This is a genomic window from Tabrizicola sp., from assembly GCF_051645465.1.
GTDB lineage: Bacteria > Pseudomonadota > Alphaproteobacteria > Rhodobacterales > Rhodobacteraceae > Tabrizicola.
Genome location: NZ_JBOFBI010000390.1, coordinates 1 through 17814, shown reverse-complemented (window position 1 = coordinate 17814; position 17814 = coordinate 1). Strand labels below are relative to the sequence as shown.

Sequence of the window (17814 nt, the reverse complement as noted above, 5' to 3'; positions counted from 1 at the left end):
GGCTCCCGTGAAGATCACCGCGCTCAAGACCTTTCTCGTGCCCCCGCGCTGGCTCTTCCTCAAGGTCGAGACCAACGAGGGCATTTCCGGCTGGGGCGAACCGGTGCTTGAAGGCCACGCCGAGACGCTTGCGACCAAGGTGGCCGAGCTTGGCGATTTCGTTATCGGACAGGATCCCCGCCGGATCGAGGATATCTGGCAGATGATCTACCGCAACGGCTGCTATCGCGGCGGCCCGGTGCTGATGTCTGCGCTTTCCGGTATCGACATGGCGCTCTGGGACATCAAGGGCCGCGCCCTTGGTGTACCGGTCCATCAGCTTCTGGGCGGGCCGGTGCGCGACCGCATCCGCAGCTATTGCTGGATCGGCGGCGATCGGCCCGCCAACCTGATCGAGGGCGCCAACGCGATGCGCGACCGGGGCTATGACGCCGTGAAGTTCAACATCTGCGAGGAACTGCAGATCGTCGACACCTACGCGAAGGTCGACGGGATCATCCGGCGCCTCTTCGATCTTAGGGCTGCGGTGGGCGACACGATGGACCTGGCCTTCGATTTCCACGGTCGGGTGCATGCCCCGATGGCGCGGGTGCTGCTGAAAGAGCTGGAGCCCCTGCGCCCGATCTTTGTCGAGGATGCGGTGGTCTCGGCGATGGTCGAGACGATGGCCGATCTGGCCCGCGCCACATCCATCCCGCTTTGCATCGGGGAACGCCTGCATTCGCGCTATGACTTCAAGCGGGTGTTCGAACTGCGGGCGGCGCAGGTGATCAACCCCGACACCGCGCATGTCGGCGGTATCTCGGAAATGGTAAGGATCGGGCACTGGGCCGAGGCTTATGACGTGGCACTGGCTCCGCATTGCCCGCTTGGCCCGATCGCGCTGGCCGCCTGTCTGCAGGTCGATGCGGTGTGCCACAACGCCTTCATCCAGGAGCAGAGCCTGGGTATCCACTACAATCAGGGCGGCGATCTGGCCGACTATCTGTTGCCCGGTCATGGCTTCGTGCTTGAGGCCGGGCATCTCAGCATCCCGCAGGGCCCCGGCCTTGGCGTCGAGGTCGACGAGGAGCGTGTCACCGCAGCGGCAAAGATCGGCCACCGCTGGCGCGCGCCGGTCTGGCGGCATCAGGACGGATCGATCGCCGAATGGTAGGACCGCAAAGATTCCCTGGCATCCACTGCGTGCTTTACGCGCTGTTCGATGCGGACGAGCGTCTCGACAGGGCGGCGATGGCCGCGCAGGTGGCCTATGTCCGCGCGCTCCGGCCTGACGGCATCACCGTGCTGGGCCTTGCGACCGAGGTTGGCAAGCTGAGCTTCGAGGAACGCTCGGACCTCATCCGCTGGACGCGGACCGATGCGCCGGACCTGCCCCTGTCGGTGACCATCGCGGGGAACTCGGTGGCCGAACAGCAGGCACTGATCGGCGTGGCCGAAGCCGCAGGGGCCGACTGGCTGATCCTGCAACCCCCGGTCGCGGGCAGCTACGGCGCGGCCGAATACATCGACTTCTTCGCCCTCGTCGGCGCCACGACCCGCCTGCCTTTCGCCATCCAGAACGCGCCGCAGTACCTCGGCCGGTCGCTCTCGGACGACGACATCGTTGCATTGCGCGCGCGCTGTCCGGGGTTCGCCCAGATCAAATCGGAAACCGGGGCGGTGGACCTTGACGCTCTTGTCCGGCGCGTCGGACCCGACATGACGGTCCTGAACGGACGCGGAGGCCTTGAGATGACCGATTGCCTGCGTGCGGGCGTTGAGGGCTTCATCGTCGCTCCTGACGTTCTGCCGGGCGTCTTGCGCTGTTGGCGGGCCTGGTCTGCAGGCGATCTGGCTGGGGCCGAGGCCGCCTATGCGGACTTCCTGCCCGCCGCGCTTTTCGGGATGCAGTCGCTGGAACACCTGATCTGCTACGGCAAGCGCATCTTCGGTCGGCGCGCCGGAATCCCCATCCACGACCGCGCGCCAGCGATGCGACCGACTGCCTTTGGCCTGTCTCTGGTGCGGCATTGGGCGGCCAAAGCCCCGGCGCGGGTCTAACCGACACTGTAGCCGACCAGCCTTCCAAGCAGCAGCACCAGCGGCCAGAGCGCCAGCGAAAGAAGCGCCAGCACGCGGGCGACAACGACATTTGTCCCGGCTATCCGCGAGTGCAGCCAGGCGTTGGCTACCGCGATCCCGATCAGCCCGATCTTGGCCAGGAACGTCGGATTGCGGACATAGTCGCTGGCTTGCGTGATGAACAAAAGCGCCCCGAACCCGGCGGCAAGCAGGAAACCAGCGATGGTGAACGGCCGCAGCAGCGCCTTTGCCGCAGCCGGGTCCACGCGCCTTAGAACTCCGGAAAGCGTGAGGTCCAGCGGCACGACAGCCCCGACCAAAAGCGCAACGCCAAGAACGTGCCCCGCATTTACCAGGGGATAGATCCACTGTGACCCCTTAAGGAACTGCGCCAGCGCGGTCGCCTCCAGGGCCGCTGCGATCTCGTTCAAAGCCGATCAGGGTAGAGGTCGTAGTTCTGACCCGCGATCGTGACCCTTTCGACCTTCATCAATCGTTGCTCCGGATCGGCGGAGCGCTGCCCCAGCAAAGTGACCTCGGTGCCGATTGCCAGCATGGCATCGGTCAGACCCGCCGCCTCGTTCCGGTAGGGCTGGCCAACCTCTGCCTGCCAGATCTCGCCCTCCGCATCGATCGTCAGCACTCCGTGCGGGTTGCCGAGCCTTGCTTCGATGATGATGCCGGTCAGTTCGAAATCTCCGTCATCGGTCCAGCGCCAGCCGTGATGCGCGAATACGGGAAAGGCCAGCGTTGGAGCAAGCGTCATGGGGGCGAGCATAATGAACGCACGTCGCGCAAGTCTCACATCCATCCTCCTTCTGGTTCCTAGATTATCTTTCCTTCAGCAAAAGTACGTCCAATTCTGCGATCGGCAAATCAATGTCGCGTCAGCCGCGATACCAGTCTTCCGTCGACTGCCGCGTCGGCCTTCGCGGTCGCGCCGCCAAGCCGCAACTTGGACAGTCCTGCACAGCTTCGCTTGATGGCCCGCCAGCGTCCCGCTAGCTCTCCGGATCACGGCAGGCTTCGGCCCGCCGTTGGGAAGGTGCGCTCGGCCTTGTAAGCCCCGAAGCTTGAAAGCTCCTGCGCATTGCATTCGTCCTGCCAGCGACTGCCCGGCATCACCGCGGTCACGACCGGGAACCGACGGGCGAAGGCATCGGTCGCGGGGCAGGGCTCCATCGCGATGGTCGCCAGCCCCGCGACGATCCCGCCCTGGCGTTCCACCAGGGCGATGGCCGCCTCCATCGTACCACCCGTCTGGATCCACTGATCTGCCAGAAGCACCCGTGTGCCTGGTGCGAAGGCGGGTGCACGCATCTCCATGTCCTGGGTCTTGCCGGAGTAGTTGGTAAAGCTGACGCGGTCGGTATCGACGCAAAGCTTGCCCGCCTTGCGGACGGGCAGGAAGCCCCGTCCGGTACGCGCCGCAAGGCCCGCGCCAAGGACAAAACCCATGGCGTCACAGCCTCCAACAACGTCGAACTCCACCTCCGCCAGGTCGATAATCAGGTCGTCCAGCAGGTCCTGGAAAGCGGCGGCGTTGATATAGATGGAGGTCGGGTCGAGCCAGGCGAACTTCGGACCCTTCGTATTGGGCGACATCAGCGACAGATACCAGCGGTCGTCGCGCGGTCCTTTTGGGTCGGTCATCGAGGGGCTCCGTAGGCGCGGGTGAGGTCGAGAAGGGCCGCAAGGCGTGCGGGGTCGATGTTGTAGAAGTCGCCGGGCCGGTTGATGCCGGTCGCGACCAGAAAGCAGTCCACCTCGGAGGCGTAGCGGGCCGCATTGTCCGGCGTTACGCCCGAGGCGATGGCAAGCGGCGCGGACGCCAGGCCACGGCGGAAATCAGTGATCTTCGTAAGGTCAGCCGCTTCTCCGGTGGCGATGCCCGAGGTGGTGACGACGTCCATGAAGGGCAGGGCGATCCGGGCCGAGTGCTCATTAAGGGCCGGGTCGACCGGACGCTGCTTCTTGAACGCGACCCCGCCGAAGTAAAGACCCTGCCAGCCGCTCGCATCGCGGATCGCTGCGATGGCGTCGGCCTCGGTCTGGGTTGGTTGGCGTTCGTCCAGGCAGGCGTCGTCCGCCCAATAGGCGTCGATCGGGCAGCCCTCGGTCGAAAGGCGCCCCAGGATGGGGAACGCCACGCGCCCCGGCTGGGCAAGGAAGTTGACGCCAATCCAGACATCGGGGCACTCGGCGCGTACCCCGCGCAGGATCGGGAGGAACTGATCCACCGGAAAGTCATGATTGATCAGGAAGATGCCGGGCGCGCCAAGCCGCACCGCATGGCCGACGTTGGTCAGTGTCTGGCCAATGTCCAGCACATGGATCACGGGCGTTACCACCGGACCGGGCGACTTGAACAGGCGGTGGAATGCGCTGCGGTCCATCGGGCTCTCCTTCCGCGACCATGGATAGGAAGGACTTTGAGATTTTCGAAATTGATAATTACTATGCTTCCATAACGCCGCGTAATGACGGAGCGTGACCTGATGCTCACCAACGTCCCGACCGATCTTCTGCGGACGTTCGTCACTGTCGTCGATCTCGGCAGCTATACCCGCGCGGCCGAGGCACTTGGGCGGACGCAGCCCGCGATTAGCCTGCAAATCCGCCGGCTAGAGGACCTGCTGCGGACGCGGCTGATCAACACCGAGGGGCGGCAAATCCGGCTGACCGATTCCGGAGTGGCGCTCGGCCCTTCGGCACGTCAGATACTTCGGCTCAACGACGACATCGTGGCGCATTATGCGGCCGAGGCGCTGTCGGGCTGGATCAAAGTGGGCCTGCCGACCGACTTTTCAAACGCCTTCCTTCTGGGCGCGATCACCCGGTTTGCGGCAAGCCATCCCGATGTTCGGATCGAGGTGGAAAGCAGCCTCTCACGGGACCTTCGGAAGGACCTTGCGGCGGACCGGGTCGACATTGCCGTCAGTATCGCGCCGACCCAGGACGAGGCGTATCTCGTGAACACCGCCACGATCACGCCGATCTGGGCCGTCGCCGAGAGCTTTCGGTGGGACCCGAAATCGGCGCTGCCCCTAGTGCGCCATCCGGACCCCTGCGAATACGCTGATCGGATGCGCAACGCTCTCAGGGGCGCGCGCAAAAGCTGGAAGACCAATCTGGTGGCAAGTGATGTGGCAGGTATTCAGGCGGCGGTGCTGGCCGGGATCGGCGCAAGCGCCCTGACGCCCGCCACACTGACACCGGGAATGCGGGTCGGCACCGCGGCCGAAGAGTTTCCGCCACTGGCCCCCTTGCGCATCGGCTTGTTCTACAAGCACGCGCGGCTGTCGCGGGCCGGACACGGCTTGGCGCAGTGGATGATGCAGCAGATCACGCTGGCGGGGCAGGGGGTACCACCATAAGCGAAGCTTATAGGAGCATTCGGAGACCAAATTTCCGATAACGGCACCATCGCCCCTAGAGTTTGCTCAAGGCCGGGGCGAATCGCCACAAGGCCATCGCAACAGGGGATGCCAGACATGACCGAGAGCCGTCTTAACCTGACCCGCCGTCGCCTTCTGCAGGGAAGTGCCGCCACCGTGGCACTGGCAACCCCGATGCTTAACCGCGCTTGGGCGCAGGAGGCCACCCAGATCAACATGCTGGCCTGGTATGGCCATGCCGAGCCGGACATCGTTGGCGAGTTCGAGGCCGAGAACAACGTGAAGTTCGTGCCGAAATACTACGCCGGCGGCGACAACATGCTGGCGCTGATTTCTCAGTCCCCTCCCGGCACCTACGACCTGATCCTGTCGGACGCCGAGTTCGTGCAGCAGCTGAATGCCGCAGGCTACATCGAAGAGATGGACGCCTCGCTCTACCCGTTTGACGACTTCTGGCCCGAGTTCCAGAAGTTCCCCGGCCACTGGATGGATGACAAGCTCTGGTCGGTGATGGTCCGTTACGGTCTGCTGGGCGTTGCCTACAACACCGATGCGCTGACCCGCGAAGAGGCGATGAGCTACAACGCCTACTGGAATCCGAAGGTCACCGGCAAGGTCGGCCATTTCGACTGGCACCTGCCGAACCTCGGGCAGATGTCTCTCCTGAACGGCAACAAATCCCCCTCGCCTTGGGACATCGACGAGGCCGCCTGGGAGGCCGTCAAGGAAAAGACCCTGAGCCTGAAGCCGCAGATCGGCGGGTACTTCGATTATGGCGGTACGTTCTCAAGCCTCAAGAACGGCGAGATGCTGGCGATGGCGGGGATCGGCGACTGGATCACCGGCGTCCTGGCCAAGGACGGCGCCAAGGTCGACAGCGTGATCCCGGAAGAGGGCGGGATCCAGTGGACGGAAAGCTATTCGATTGGCGTGGGCACGACGAAGCAAGAGATCATCAACAAGTTCATCACCTACATGCTCGGGCCGAAAGGCCAGGTGAAATCGATCCAGATGGCTGCCTATCCGGGTCTCTCACCAACGAAATCCGGCTGGAAGGCCATTCAGGAAGCGAACCCGGACGAGGCGAAACGCTCTGGCCTGATCGAAGGCGCCGACAACGATCCGATCAAGCTCTACAAAGAGGGCAGGGTGTTCTACCGCGATACGCCCAAACAGCAAAGCCTTGAGGACTGGAACGACTTCTGGTCAGACTACAAGTCCGCCTGAAAGGACGCGTGGGCGGCCCTTGACCCGGTCGCCCGCCGCCGAAGATGAGCGCAACTCGCCGCCTTGACCTTTATGCCCTCGTCTGGCGCATGCCCCTGTTGGTCTGGCAGGGCGCCTTCTTTGTGGTGCCGCTTCTCTTCATGGCGGCAATGAGCTGCTGGCTCGTCAAGAACTACCGCATGGAACCGGCTTTGGTGTTCGACAACTGGAGCCGGATGCTGGGCCGCGGGGCATTCTGGGACGCCTACTGGCTAACGCTATGGCGGGCGGTGCTCGCAGGGATCATCGCGTCGGCTATCGCCTTTCCAGCAGCACTGATCCTCGCGTTCCGCATGTCCGAAAGCGCGCGTCGTTTTGCGCTTCTCTGCCTGATCGTGCCCTTCTTCACCTCCTTTCTCGTGCGCGCCTATGCCTGGCAGGTGATCCTGGCCGAAAGCGGGCCGGTGAATGCAGCACTTGGCGGGCTAGGCCTCGGGCCGTTCCAGATGCTGAACTCCGGTTTCGGGGCGATGGTCGGGTACCTGACCCTGGTCCTGCCTCTGGTCGTGATCTTTCAGACGTGGAGCCTTTCGGCCATCGACAGAAGCCTGATCGAAGCCGCGGGGAACCTGGGTGCCGGCCCGCTGCGAACGCTGGTATCTGTCATCATTCCAGCAGCGAAGACGGGTCTGATACTGGGCGCGCTCTTTGCTTTCATCATGACCTTCGGCGATTTCGTCAGCCCCTTCTATCTTGGCGGGTCAAAGCCGCCGACGCTGACCATCCTGATCATCGACACCACCAAGTCCGGCCAGCAGTGGCCCCGGGCCGCAGTAGTGGCGATCATGATGATCGTCACGCTTTTCGCGGTGGCCACGGCGGCGCTGAAGGCAGCCTACGGGAGGCGCGGATGAAGGCGTCCAGCGTTCTGGGGTGGCTCTACCTTGCTGCACTCTTCGTCTTCGTCTTCGCCCCCATCGCGGCAAGCTTCGTCTTTTCTTTCAACTCCGACCGCTTCCCGACCCTGCCCTTGGGCGAGTTCACGACCGACTGGTACGCGCGCGCGTTTTCGCGGCCCGAGGTCTGGGTGGCAATCGGCAATTCGCTGATCGTAGCGGGCGTTACTTCGATCCTGTCCACCATCATCGGCTTTGCTACCGCCTACACTGATTTCCGCTATGGCTTCCGGTTCAAGCAGGCTTATCTCGCGCTTGCCCTTCTGCCGCCGACGCTGCCCTTGGTGATCCTCGGCCTCGCCATGCTGGCCTGGCTTTCGCAGGTCGGCATTTCAGGCACGCTGACCGGCATCGTCATCGCCCATGTCGTGCTGGCCACGCCGTTCGCCATGGCGATCTGCCGACTGCGGCTAAGCCAGATGGACCCGGCGCTGGAGGCTGCGGCCTGGAACCTCGGCGCAAGCCAATGGACGGCCATGCGATATGTCATCCTACCCTTCTGCGCGCCCGCCATCGTCTCTGCGCTCTGCCTGACCGCCGCCGTCTCGTTCGACGAATTCGTCGTCGCCTGGTTCGTGTCTGGCCTTAACCGCACAGTGCCGGTGATGATCCTGGAAATCCTGCAGGGCAACGTGGACCCGCAGATCAACGCCATCGGCACGGTTGTCTTCATCACCTCGATGACACTGGTGATCGCGGCCCAGTTCCTGATCTTCCGGAGACGCCACGATGGCTGAGCCGCTTGTCCAGTTCCGCGAGGTGCAGAAACGTTACGGCTCGTCGGTTGCGGTCCGCTCGCTCGACCTCGACATCTATCGCGGCGAGTTTCTTGCGCTCATGGGCCCGTCGGGTTGCGGCAAGACGACCACGCTCAGGATGCTGGCAGGTCTCGAGGCGCCAACCTCGGGCACGATCACTATCGGCGGCAGCGTGATGAACGACGTGCCCCCGCACCGTCGCAACACGCCGCTGGTCTGGCAGTCCCTGGCTCTGTTCCCGTTCCTCAACGTGATCGAGAACGTCGAGTTCGGATTGCGGATGCGGGGCATGTCGGCGAAGGACCGGCGGGAGCGGGCGATGACATGGCTCGACCGGATGGAACTGAAGGGTTTCGAGACGCGGCGCATCGATCAGTTGTCGGGCGGCCAGCGGCAGCGCGTAGCGCTGGCGCGAAGCCTCGTGACCGAACCGCCGATGCTTCTTTTGGACGAGCCCCTGTCGGCCCTGGACGCTCATCTGGTGATCCGTATGCAGGGCGTGCTGACACGGCTGCAAAAAGAGCTGGGCATCACGTTCGTATACGTGACGCACTCGCAGTCCGAGGCCTTCGCGATGGCGGACCGCGTTGTCATCATGGGCCACGGCCAGATCGAGCAGATCGGCAGCCCGCGCGATATCTTCCGTGGCCCGAAGACCCGCTTTGTCGCCGAGTTCGTCGGGCGAAACAACATCCTCGCCGGGCCGGTGAAGGCGGGGATGATGGAGACGGCGCATGGCACCATTCCCGTGACGGCCCCGGATGGCAGCGCCGAAATCGTGGTTGCCGCCGACAGGATGACGATCGCGCGGGACCGGCCCGAAGGGGTGGCAATCCGCGCCTCGTTCCTGTCCGAGGAATTCGCGGGGACCGGGATCATCTGTTACTTCGAAACGCCCGATGGCGCGGAATGGAAGGCCCAGGTCACCGAAAGCCAGCTGGCCGAGCTGACGCCGGAAAGCGGCCAGCCATTCTGGCTGACCTGGGACCCGGCGCGCGTACACGTGATGAAGGGATAGCCTGATGGATTGGCCAAACGCTGCCCCCTTCGCTGCCGCGATCACCTTCGACATGGATGCGGACAGCCTTATCCATGCCGCCGACCCGGATGGCTGGAAACGCCCCTACGCCATCAGCATGGGCCAGTATGGCCCGACCGTGGGAGTCCCGCGCATTCTGGAAACCTACCGCCGCCTTGGCCTGAAACAGACCTTCTTCATTCCCGGCTGGTGCGCGAAGACCTATCCGCAAGCAGTCGAGGCCATCCTGGAAGGCGGGCATGAGATCGGCTGCCACGGCTGGATCCACGAAAACCCCGCGGCCCGGACTTTGGTCGAGCAGGCCGAGGACCTCGACCGCGCGCTCGAGGCGCTTGCCGCCTTCGCCGGATACCGTCCCTGCGGCTATCGCGCGCCGGTCTACCAGCTGACGAACGATACGCCCGCCCTGCTTCTCGACCATGGCTTTGCCTACGACAGCTCGATGATGGCGGATGACGAACCCTATGCGCTTGATCTTGGTGGCAGAACGCTGATCGAGATTCCCACCCATTGGGGCATCGACGACTGGCCTCCCTTCGCCCATTACGCCGAGATCGGCTACATGATGCCGGTACGCGGCCCTTCTGAAGGGCTGGCGCCGTTCTTCGAGGAATTCGAGGCAGCAAAGCGCGATGGCGGCCTCTGGCACGCGGTCTGGCACCCGTTCCTGACAGGGCGGCGTGCGCGCTGGCAGGTGGTCGAACGCTGGCTGGAAGGCGCGCTGAACTCCGGCGCTTGGTTCGCCACTTTGGGCGAGATCGCCGACCATGCCGAGGGCTTGCGGAGCCGAGGACGCCTGCGCACCATGCCTTTCCCGACCTATAGTGAGCGCCAGAGATGACATTCGATCTGATCGTGAAGGGCGGGCTTCTGCCCGATGGTCGGCAGGCCGACATCGCCATTTCGAAAGGCCGCATAGCCGCTGTCGAGCCGGGCATTGCCGCCGATGCCCGCGAGGTGATCGATGCGACGGGCAAGCTGGTCAGCCCGCCGCTGATCGACTGCCATTTCCACATGGATGCGACGCTCTCCTACGGCACACCGCGCGTGAACGCCTCAGGCACGCTTCTCGAAGGCATTTCGCTTTGGGGTGAACTCAAACGCCTGCAAAGCCGCGACGCGATCGTCGCCCGCGCGCTTGACTACTGCCGCCAGGCGATGGGCAAAGGCGTGCTCGCCATACGCAGCCACGTCGACGTCACCGACCCCGCGTTCCGCACTGTCGAGGCGTTGTTGGAGGTCCGGGACGCGATCAAAGGCAAGATGGATCTGCAGCTCGTGGCCTTCCCCCAGGACGGCTGGCTGCGCGCGCCCGGGGCCGAGGCGCAGGTCATCCGCGCCCTCGACGCGGGCGTCGATATCGTCGGCGGCATTCCGCATTTTGAACGCACCATGGCCGACGGCGCGGCTGCAGTGCGCGCCGCCTGCCGGCTGGCCGCCGAGCGCGGCCTGATGGTCGATCTGCACTGCGATGAAACCGACGACCCCCAATCGCGCCATATCGAAACGCTTGCGGCCGAAACCATCGCCTTCGGCCTCCAGGGCCGGGTCGCGGGCTCTCACCTCACTTCGATGCATTCGATGGACAACTACTATGTGTCCAAGCTGATCCCCCTGATCGCCGAAGCGCAGGTGGCGGCCATCGCCAATCCGCTGATCAACATAACGCTTCAAGGCCGATCAGATACGTACCCCAAACGGCGCGGCATGACCCGTGTGCCCGAGCTCATGGCTGGTGGAGTGCTTGTGGCTTTCGGCCAGGATTGCGTTATGGACCCGTGGTATCCCCTTGGTTCGGGCGACATGCTGGACGTGGCCCACATGGGCCTTCACATCGCCTTGATGACCGGGACGGAACAGATGCGCCGGTGCTTCCACATGGTCACCGACGCGCCCGCCCAAGTCATGGCGCTGGACTTCGGCCTCCGCCCCGGCGCACGCGGCAGCCTTGTCGTGCTCGATTGCGCCACGCCCATCGACGCCCTCCGCCTGCGCCCGGCCCGGCTGTCGGTGATCTCGGACGGCGCCGTAGTGGCACGAACCACGCCTGCATCGACCGAAGCTGCTCGGTTTGGTTAGCCGAAATAGGGCCAGAGTATCAGTGCCGGTCTAGCGAGCTTTGGCTGCCCAGGCATGGCTTTTACTTCAGGAGGTCCTCCACTCGCAGCTTCCATCGCCAATCGGCCCAATGGAGAATCCTTCTCGATTCACCCAAGCAATATCCCGGTTCAGACCGCCTTCCGCATCTTGGCCTCCAATACGGCCGCTTCCAGCAAAGCCTGAAAGCTGTGCTGCGCTGCAAACGTGGTCAGGTTGCTAAACACCCCAGCAGTAGCGGCTTCATCGGGCTTTGAGTTGAGATCGAAGTAGTGAATGCCAGATAGCAGCGGGGGCGAGAGCATCTCGGATATGACCGGTTTGCCCCGGAGATATGCCTTCAGGAAGCGTGGGTATTCGGCGTACTCCCCCTCACGAAAGTGCAGGTTCAAGACGGCGCCATGCTGTGAAATCAGCGTGTCGAGAGGGCCCCCAAACGTGCCATGCGGTGCAACCTCGACCTGACGCCTAGTTTGAAGTTCCGCCAAGACGCCACGTCGCCGGTCATTAAGCGATCCAAAGAACAGCGGCGCCGTGTCCAGGAAGGTCGGGCCTACCGGCTCCTTGGGGAAGATATGCGGACCGAACCGAAGCTTGGCTCGCAGCTCCGCAGGAAGGAAGTCGTATGCCGGAGCATTGTCCGGGCTGAGGTCGAGCAATAGGTCATAAAATGCAGCGTACCGATTACGGAACCGTTCGCGCGGAATACGCCACATTGGCTGGCCGTTTCTGTCCAGGAATTGCTCTGTCTGAATACCGACGCGGAACCGACCGGTGTCGGCTGGCCGGTCGACGGCGTGGACGCCCACGTAGACGTCGATCGGCGCCGAAAGCGGTCGGGAGACGCAGCGTGCCAAATCGCGGGCAAAGTCGCGCAGTACGCGATGGCCGGAATAGAAATCGACACCGTGGGCCGAAACCTTGCTTAGCTTCGGCGGTTCGGGCGCGACGGCCGCAGCGTTCGTGACCGGAGGAACAAGCCGCTTCTCCAGCTGGACGAACTCGCGGCAAGCAGGGCGAAAGGTCTGGAAGCCATCATTTGCAAAGGCTATCGGATCGACATACGAGAAGCTGCCATAGAACCGCTCCACCCCGAAATCGGCCAGCGTCAGGTCGCGATAGCGTTCGACAATCTTGTCGTAGTTCTTGGTCAGTACCCTGTTTCTTGGCTTCAGGTCCGATACAAGAACCAACCCCGTCGGGGCGCAGTCCAGCACCTGGATTTTGAGGTCCGGCCGGTACTCCTGCAAAATCGGGATCAGCTTCCAGACGTCCCCGGTCCAGGGGCCACGTGGTATGTTGTCCAGGTCTCTCGTGGTCATGCCGTGGCCGAAAGGGCAGCAGTCGTGCAAGGCAATGACCGATGTCGGATTGCCTGCGGCCTCGGTATTGATGAAGTCGCGCAGAAGGTATTCAAACAGATGCATCCCGTCGAGGAAGCTGAAGTTTGGCTTTGCTTTCAGTGCTTTAAGGTGATCGCCGGCGAAGAAGTCATCGCTGGTCATCTGATAGAGGTGCAGGGCCGGTTTGTTGCCGGCAACGTCGTATTTGATCCGGAACTCCGGGTCGACCGCAACCGATGCGCTGCGGGACTTGGCAAGTGACCGCCCAGTCTGGGAGCCAACTTCCAGATACCAGTCAAAGCGCATGCTTTGGTGCAGCGCTTCAAGGAAATCCCGGTAGTCCAGGCCCTTCGCGGCTACGAACATGTTTGGCTCCCGATCCCCTATAGCGTCAGTTGGCCACGGGATGCCGTGAAGCGAACGGTGTCAAGGGCTGAAGCCTTGATACGCCATGTCCTAATCACGATCTCCCCATGGCGAAAAGCATAACGACGCCCAGGGGCAGGACGTTCTTAGGTCGGTGCACGGTAGCGGATTGCTGCGCAGGACCAAAGGACTTGTAGCGCGCTGTTCGCAGAGTGGCCCCAAGACCAACCCGCCAGAATTCCAGCGAAAACTGATCTATAAGGTGAAGTGGTGCCCAGAGCCGGAATCGAACCAGCGACACGCGGATTTTCAATCCGCTGCTCTACCAACTGAGCTATCTGGGCACGCTCTTTGGTGGGCGGGTGATATCCAAGGCGTCAGGGCCTGTCCAGAGGGAAAACGCCCCTAGTGCGCCTTCGGCAGGTCGTCGTCTGAAGGGGTTTCGTCGGCCTCATCCTCGGTTTCGGCGGGGATCCGGTAGCCTTCCGTCAGCCAGCGTCCAAGGTCGACATCGGCGCAGCGGCGGGAACAGAAGGGGCGGTAGTCGGGGGCGACAGGCTTGCCGCAGATCGGACAGCTCATGGCAAAAGCTCCGCCAGGGGCAGGCGGTCGCGCTTGCGGGTCAGCTCGTAAAGGCCCAGCGTCGTCCAGCCTGCAAGGTTCGCATCGCCCTCGGCCTTGAAGGCGGCCTTCATCACCTGGTCTAGAATATGCCGCTCGCGCTTTGGCATCGGCGCGAAGTCCACCACGACCTGCCCGCCAAGACCCCTCAGCCGCAGCTGGCGAGGCAGGTCGCGCGCGGCGGCGATGTTCGCCTTCAGACTTGCGGCAGGCGATGTGTCAGGGCCGGTGTTCACATCCACCGCCACGAGCGCCCGGGTGGGTTCGATCATCATGCTCGCGCCAGCCTCCAGCGCCACGCGAGTGCCCCGAAGCGCCTCGATCGCCTCGATCACCCCGTTGCGCTCGAAGCTTCCAGGATCGGTGTCGGCCTCGTCAACGGGTGGGTCAAGCCAGTCGCGGAAGGCCAGGTCATGCGCCGACGGCCCGTCGACCAGAAGCTCGGGTCCGCCGCTCAGATCAGCCAGAACCGCTTCGGCCAGGCCCCGCATCGCGGCGATGTCTTCAGCGACCGCACCCCTGTCGGCCTCGGCACATCCGGAGCGAAGGATCAGCCCAAGCCTTGCGTCCGCCCCCTGCATGCCCGTTTCAGCCAAAGCCGAAAGCCCGGCCCTAACCTCTTCCTCCCGGATCTTCTTGGAAAGGTTCAACCCCGGCGCGTCCGGGGTCACAATCGCGAAGCGCGACTTGAAAAGCAGGCGACCCGTAACCGGCACGGCCTTCCCCGGTTCCGTCGGCCCGGTAACCTGAACCAGAAGCCGCTGACCCGGGGCCACCCCGGAAATCTGCCGCAGAAACCCCGAGCCGCCGGGCAGCTTCACGAAGATCCCGCCCTGGCCCTTCATCGGCCTGTCCGCCACCCCGCGATAGATGGCACCGGGGACAACGACGTCGCCCGCCGGGTCGATCGCCAGCTCTTCCAGCCGCCCGTCAACCATCAGCGCGGCGGACTGCCGCCCGTCGATCTCATCCAGAACCAGCACGCGGCCCTTCATTCCTGCCTCCAGACCGGATAGCCCACCGCGCCCAACAGCGCCGCCGTCTCGGCCACCGGCAGGCCCATGATGCCGGTGAACGATCCCGAAATCCACGGGATCAGAGCGCCGGCGAGCCCCTGGATACCGTAGCCCCCGGCCTTGCCGCGCCATTCGTCGCTGGCAAGATAGGCGTTCAGCTCGGCGTCGGACAGCCGCTTCATCTTGACCACGCTGACGCTTTCGCCCGTCAGCACCCGCTCGCCCCGCCGGACCGCAATGCCAGTGACCACCTGATGCCGCCGCCCGCCAAGCGCGGTCAGGAAGGCCGCAGCTTCCCCGGCATCGGCAGGCTTGCCCAGGATGCGGCGTCCGATGGCCACGGTGGTATCGGCGCAAAGGACCACGTCGTCCGGCTCCGCAGGGACGGCCAGAGCCTTTTCCCGCGCCAGCCGCAGGGCATAGGGGCGGGGCAGCTCGCCCTTCCGGGGGGCCTCGTCGATGTCGGGGGGAAGGATCAGGTCAGGCACGATCCCGATCTGCGCCAGCAATTCCTTGCGGCGCGGGCTGCCCGATCCCAGGATAAGCCGCAAGGCGGGTTACTTGAAACGGTAGTTGATGCGGCCCTTCGACAGGTCGTAGGGGGTCATTTCCACCTGCACCTTGTCGCCCGCCAGAACCCGGATGCGGTTCTTTCGCATCTTGCCTGCCATTGTCGCGATGAGTTCATGGCCGTTCTCGAGTTCGACCCTGAATGTCGCATTGGGCAGGAGTTCCTTCACGACACCGGGGAATTCGAGAATGTCTTCCTTGGCCATGGTCTCTCCATTGCAAATTGGCCCGCGGTTGGCCGCAGGCTTCCGCCGGGCCGTATGCCCGCGAAAGAGGCCGGTTTCAAGGAAATTCTGGCGGACTTGCCCGAAGGCGCCCCGCCGGGTCGGAGGGGAACGATCGGGGGCGGTTTGCGACCTGGTTGAGGGTGGGCACAGTGCTCAGTCTGGGGCCGCAAGGGATTCCAAGGGGTTACAGGGGGGTCTTTAGGGTTTTTTTAGGGGTTTGTGGGACCTGTCATCGTCGCGAAAGCGAGGGTCCGGGGGGCCGCAAATGGGTCCCCGCTTGGGCGGGGAGGACAGGGGGAGTGGGGCGCCAGAGGTCCGATCAGGGGACTGTCCAGTGGACAGTGACCCGGACCGATTGCCCGGAGGTGCCAGGCCGGAGGGCAAGGGGTTCTCAGCATTCCCGGACGGTTGGAAATCGGGCGGAAGTATGTGGTGGGTTGGCGAGTACCCTGCGCGCGCTGTTGCGCAAACCCAAGGTTTTCTGCCTGCTTTGTTTGGAAAACCTTTACCTATGCCCGGCTAGTTGGTAGCGTTTTGGGAAGAGTAGCACAGGGCTTTCGTATGTCAGAAGCGGAATGGGTTGGTAGTGACGGCCCGACTGACGGAACCACTGTAGCCTTCGACTACATCAAGTCCGCCGATTTTCGCACAGTTTGGGCTGATGGGGCGATAGGAGGTGTGACTCCTTCGGGTCTAGTCCACTTTGCGGTATATTCGGAACGACCAGCAATACCTCGGCGGCAAGTTTTCGCTGTTTTAGATAACGGGGAAGCAGGCCAACGCCTTGGGTCGGAGATCATCGAGAAGAGGATTGCTCGCGATGCAATAATCCGGGAAATGCCGGTCGACATAGTAGTGTCTGTTAATGTTGCCGAGAGCCTCGCACAGTGGCTCTTGCAGCAAATAGAGATTATCCGTAGTGCACAAGAAGCGGTGAAAAAATGAATACAAGAAGTACGGCAGTCAGCAATCCCGTTGGGCAGCAGTTTAGATTTTGGGGGCGCAATACCAACACGAGCTCTCCGGGGCAATACAAAGCAAAAGCCGATGATTTTGTCGGCTCCTTCTATGCCGTTCTGAACCGCTGGAGAAGTGAGACCAAGTTCCTGTCTGATCCAGCCAAGATCGCGTTGCACCCTAGCTATGCTGCTCTAGTGGAGAATGCTGAGAAGGTCATCCCTTTGATTAAGATGGAGCTTTCTCGGGAACCATCGCATTTGATTTGGGTTTTGGAAGATCATTTTGGCACCGATCCATACTCCCCTGGTGACGAGGGAAATGTCGCAAAGCAAACAAATAGATGGCTTTCGTATTTGGATGCGAATGGGTGAGTAGTTGTTTGCAGAGTTTCCTCGGCTGAAAGACGTTGCGGCTAAACAAACGAGCGCCCCTACACCCCAGTATAACTGTATTGCATGGGCGTTCGAAGACAACACTAAGTGGTGGTGGCCGATGCGCCGCCAATATTGGCCCGTTCCGTTTGATGGAAAGTCCACGATGGAAGCTTTTGAAGACTGCCTTAAGGGAAGTCACTGGGAGCGAACAGAAGACCGTTCCGTTCAGGCCGGTGTAAAGAAGATAGCACTGTATGCAAGCGTTGCAGATGGCCAGCCAACCCACGCCGCGCGCCAGTTGGAAACAGGCGCTTGGACCAGCAAACTCGGCGGTGACTTAGACCTCACGCACGAACTACACGAGCTGGAAGGACCCGCTTATGGGACGGTCGTTGCTATCTATGCAAAACCTTACTAGGGGGGTTAACCCTCACCCCTGCAACGTCCTAACCCCATACCCCTCGCCTCGCGCTTTCATCGCCGCCACCGCAGCGATGCTCGCCGCAGCCGTGGTGAAGTAGGGGATCTTGTCCATCAGCGCCACGCGGCGGATGTCGCGGCTGTCGCTGATGGCCTGGGTGCCCTCGGTCGTGTTCATCACCAGGGCGATCTCGTCGTTCTTCAGGCGGTCGACGATGTTCGGGCGGCCTTCGTAGACTTTGGCGACGGGCTCGGCCTTCACTTCGTGCTGCGCCAGCCAGGCGGCGGTGCCGCGGGTGGCGACGATGGTGAAGCCCATGGTGACGAGGTCCTGGGCGGCAGTCGCTAGGGCCGGGGTCTTGTCCATGTCCTTGACGGAGAGGAACACGCGGCCTTCGG

At 63.0% G+C, this 17814-nt stretch carries 21 protein-coding genes, 1 tRNA gene and 1 pseudogene; 12 read left to right on the top strand and 11 right to left on the bottom strand.

The features are described 5' to 3' along the window. The first annotated feature begins 7 nt into the window (after window positions 1-7). Both dgoD and ACRCSW_RS23755 read left to right on the top strand, forming a co-directional pair. The gene (gene dgoD / locus ACRCSW_RS23760; RefSeq protein ID WP_438708126.1) at window positions 8-1156 is read left to right on the top strand and encodes a galactonate dehydratase; all 1149 of its coding nucleotides are present in this window, start codon (window positions 8-10) and stop codon (window positions 1154-1156) included. Further along, window positions 1150-2043: a dihydrodipicolinate synthase family protein gene (locus tag ACRCSW_RS23755; RefSeq protein ID WP_438708125.1), complete on the top strand. Its 894-nt coding sequence runs from the start codon at window positions 1150-1152 to the stop codon at window positions 2041-2043. The genes dgoD and ACRCSW_RS23755 overlap by 7 nt, the downstream gene beginning before the upstream one ends. Here ACRCSW_RS23755 and ACRCSW_RS23750 read toward each other — a convergent pair. The 4 genes from ACRCSW_RS23750 to ACRCSW_RS23735 form a co-directional block, all read right to left on the bottom strand. After that, complete coding sequence (locus ACRCSW_RS23750) at window positions 2040-2495, bottom strand: hypothetical protein (RefSeq protein ID WP_438708124.1); 456 nt, start codon at window positions 2493-2495, stop codon at window positions 2040-2042. The two genes, ACRCSW_RS23755 and ACRCSW_RS23750, sit on opposite strands and share 4 nt — an antisense overlap. After that, on the bottom strand, window positions 2492-2830 hold the full coding sequence (locus ACRCSW_RS23745) for a DUF6152 family protein (protein WP_438708123.1): 339 nt from the start codon (window positions 2828-2830) through the stop codon (window positions 2492-2494). The genes ACRCSW_RS23750 and ACRCSW_RS23745 overlap by 4 nt, the downstream gene beginning before the upstream one ends. A 248-nt stretch (window positions 2831-3078) precedes the next feature. Then, window positions 3079-3717 (bottom strand): phosphoribosyltransferase family protein, encoded by a 639-nt coding sequence (locus tag ACRCSW_RS23740; protein ID WP_438708122.1) that lies wholly within the window; start codon window positions 3715-3717, stop codon window positions 3079-3081. Beyond that, window positions 3714-4460 carry a BtpA/SgcQ family protein gene (locus ACRCSW_RS23735; RefSeq protein ID WP_438708121.1) on the bottom strand — a complete coding sequence of 249 codons (747 nt, stop codon included), beginning with the start codon at window positions 4458-4460 and terminating at the stop codon, window positions 3714-3716. The genes ACRCSW_RS23740 and ACRCSW_RS23735 overlap by 4 nt, the downstream gene beginning before the upstream one ends. Before the next feature lie 84 nt (window positions 4461-4544). On the opposite strand from ACRCSW_RS23735, the gene ACRCSW_RS23730 reads away from it, so the two are divergent. The 7 genes from ACRCSW_RS23730 (at window position 4545) to ACRCSW_RS23700 (ending at window position 11500) form a co-directional block, all read left to right on the top strand. Further along, complete coding sequence (locus ACRCSW_RS23730; RefSeq protein ID WP_438708120.1) at window positions 4545-5441, top strand: LysR substrate-binding domain-containing protein; 897 nt, start codon at window positions 4545-4547, stop codon at window positions 5439-5441. 117 nt (window positions 5442-5558) lie between these two features. Then, a complete protein-coding gene (locus ACRCSW_RS23725) occupies window positions 5559-6689 on the top strand; it encodes a polyamine ABC transporter substrate-binding protein (protein WP_438708119.1) in 1131 nt (376 codons plus the stop codon). Between the two features lie 44 nt (window positions 6690-6733). Next, window positions 6734-7582, top strand: a complete 849-nt coding sequence (locus ACRCSW_RS23720) for an ABC transporter permease (protein WP_438708118.1) — start codon at window positions 6734-6736, stop codon at window positions 7580-7582. Beyond that, the gene (locus ACRCSW_RS23715) at window positions 7579-8361 is read left to right on the top strand and encodes an ABC transporter permease (RefSeq protein WP_438708117.1); all 783 of its coding nucleotides are present in this window, start codon (window positions 7579-7581) and stop codon (window positions 8359-8361) included. The genes ACRCSW_RS23720 and ACRCSW_RS23715 overlap by 4 nt, the downstream gene beginning before the upstream one ends. Continuing rightward, window positions 8354-9400, top strand: a complete 1047-nt coding sequence (locus ACRCSW_RS23710) for an ABC transporter ATP-binding protein (protein ID WP_438708116.1) — start codon at window positions 8354-8356, stop codon at window positions 9398-9400. Before ACRCSW_RS23715 ends, ACRCSW_RS23710 begins: the two co-directional genes overlap by 8 nt. Before the next feature lie 4 nt (window positions 9401-9404). Further along, the gene (locus ACRCSW_RS23705) at window positions 9405-10262 is read left to right on the top strand and encodes a polysaccharide deacetylase family protein (protein WP_438708115.1); all 858 of its coding nucleotides are present in this window, start codon (window positions 9405-9407) and stop codon (window positions 10260-10262) included. Continuing rightward, window positions 10259-11500, top strand: coding sequence for a cytosine deaminase (locus ACRCSW_RS23700; protein WP_438708114.1), 1242 nt, complete (start codon window positions 10259-10261; stop codon window positions 11498-11500). Before ACRCSW_RS23705 ends, ACRCSW_RS23700 begins: the two co-directional genes overlap by 4 nt. 149 nt (window positions 11501-11649) lie before the next feature. Here ACRCSW_RS23700 and ACRCSW_RS23695 read toward each other — a convergent pair whose 3' ends face one another. The 6 genes from ACRCSW_RS23695 to infA form a co-directional block, all read right to left on the bottom strand. Then, window positions 11650-13227 carry a hypothetical protein gene (locus ACRCSW_RS23695; RefSeq protein WP_438708113.1) on the bottom strand — a complete coding sequence of 526 codons (1578 nt, stop codon included), beginning with the start codon at window positions 13225-13227 and terminating at the stop codon, window positions 11650-11652. A gap of 268 nt (window positions 13228-13495) precedes the next feature. Further along, window positions 13496-13571, bottom strand: a tRNA-Phe gene (locus ACRCSW_RS23690). Window positions 13572-13632: 61 nt separating this feature from the next. After that, a complete protein-coding gene (locus ACRCSW_RS23685; protein WP_438708112.1) occupies window positions 13633-13809 on the bottom strand; it encodes a DNA gyrase inhibitor YacG in 177 nt (58 codons plus the stop codon). Beyond that, window positions 13806-14843, bottom strand: a complete 1038-nt coding sequence (locus tag ACRCSW_RS23680; RefSeq protein ID WP_438708111.1) for a ribonuclease E/G — start codon at window positions 14841-14843, stop codon at window positions 13806-13808. Before ACRCSW_RS23680 ends, ACRCSW_RS23685 begins: the two co-directional genes overlap by 4 nt. Then, the gene (locus tag ACRCSW_RS23675) at window positions 14840-15415 is read right to left on the bottom strand and encodes a Maf family protein (RefSeq protein WP_438708110.1); all 576 of its coding nucleotides are present in this window, start codon (window positions 15413-15415) and stop codon (window positions 14840-14842) included. Before ACRCSW_RS23675 ends, ACRCSW_RS23680 begins: the two co-directional genes overlap by 4 nt. A gap of 6 nt (window positions 15416-15421) precedes the next feature. Beyond that, on the bottom strand, window positions 15422-15640 hold the full coding sequence (gene infA / locus ACRCSW_RS23670; RefSeq protein ID WP_135450909.1) for a translation initiation factor IF-1: 219 nt from the start codon (window positions 15638-15640) through the stop codon (window positions 15422-15424). 582 nt (window positions 15641-16222) lie between these two features. Here infA and ACRCSW_RS23665 point away from each other — a divergent pair. Genes ACRCSW_RS23665 through ACRCSW_RS23655 form a run of 3 tightly spaced genes read left to right on the top strand, consistent with a single transcriptional unit; the run spans window position 16223 to window position 17413 of the window. Then, window positions 16223-16606, top strand: a complete 384-nt coding sequence (locus ACRCSW_RS23665; protein ID WP_438708109.1) for a hypothetical protein — start codon at window positions 16223-16225, stop codon at window positions 16604-16606. Further along, the gene (locus ACRCSW_RS23660) at window positions 16603-16992 is read left to right on the top strand and encodes a hypothetical protein (protein WP_438708108.1); all 390 of its coding nucleotides are present in this window, start codon (window positions 16603-16605) and stop codon (window positions 16990-16992) included. The genes ACRCSW_RS23665 and ACRCSW_RS23660 overlap by 4 nt, the downstream gene beginning before the upstream one ends. A 4-nt stretch (window positions 16993-16996) precedes the next feature. Then, window positions 16997-17413 carry a DUF7689 domain-containing protein gene (locus ACRCSW_RS23655; protein ID WP_438708107.1) on the top strand — a complete coding sequence of 139 codons (417 nt, stop codon included), beginning with the start codon at window positions 16997-16999 and terminating at the stop codon, window positions 17411-17413. Window positions 17414-17425: 12 nt separating this feature from the next. Here ACRCSW_RS23655 and ACRCSW_RS23650 read toward each other — a convergent pair. Further along, window positions 17426-17814, bottom strand: a pseudogene (locus tag ACRCSW_RS23650) (carbamoyl-phosphate synthase large subunit); the annotation flags it as partial.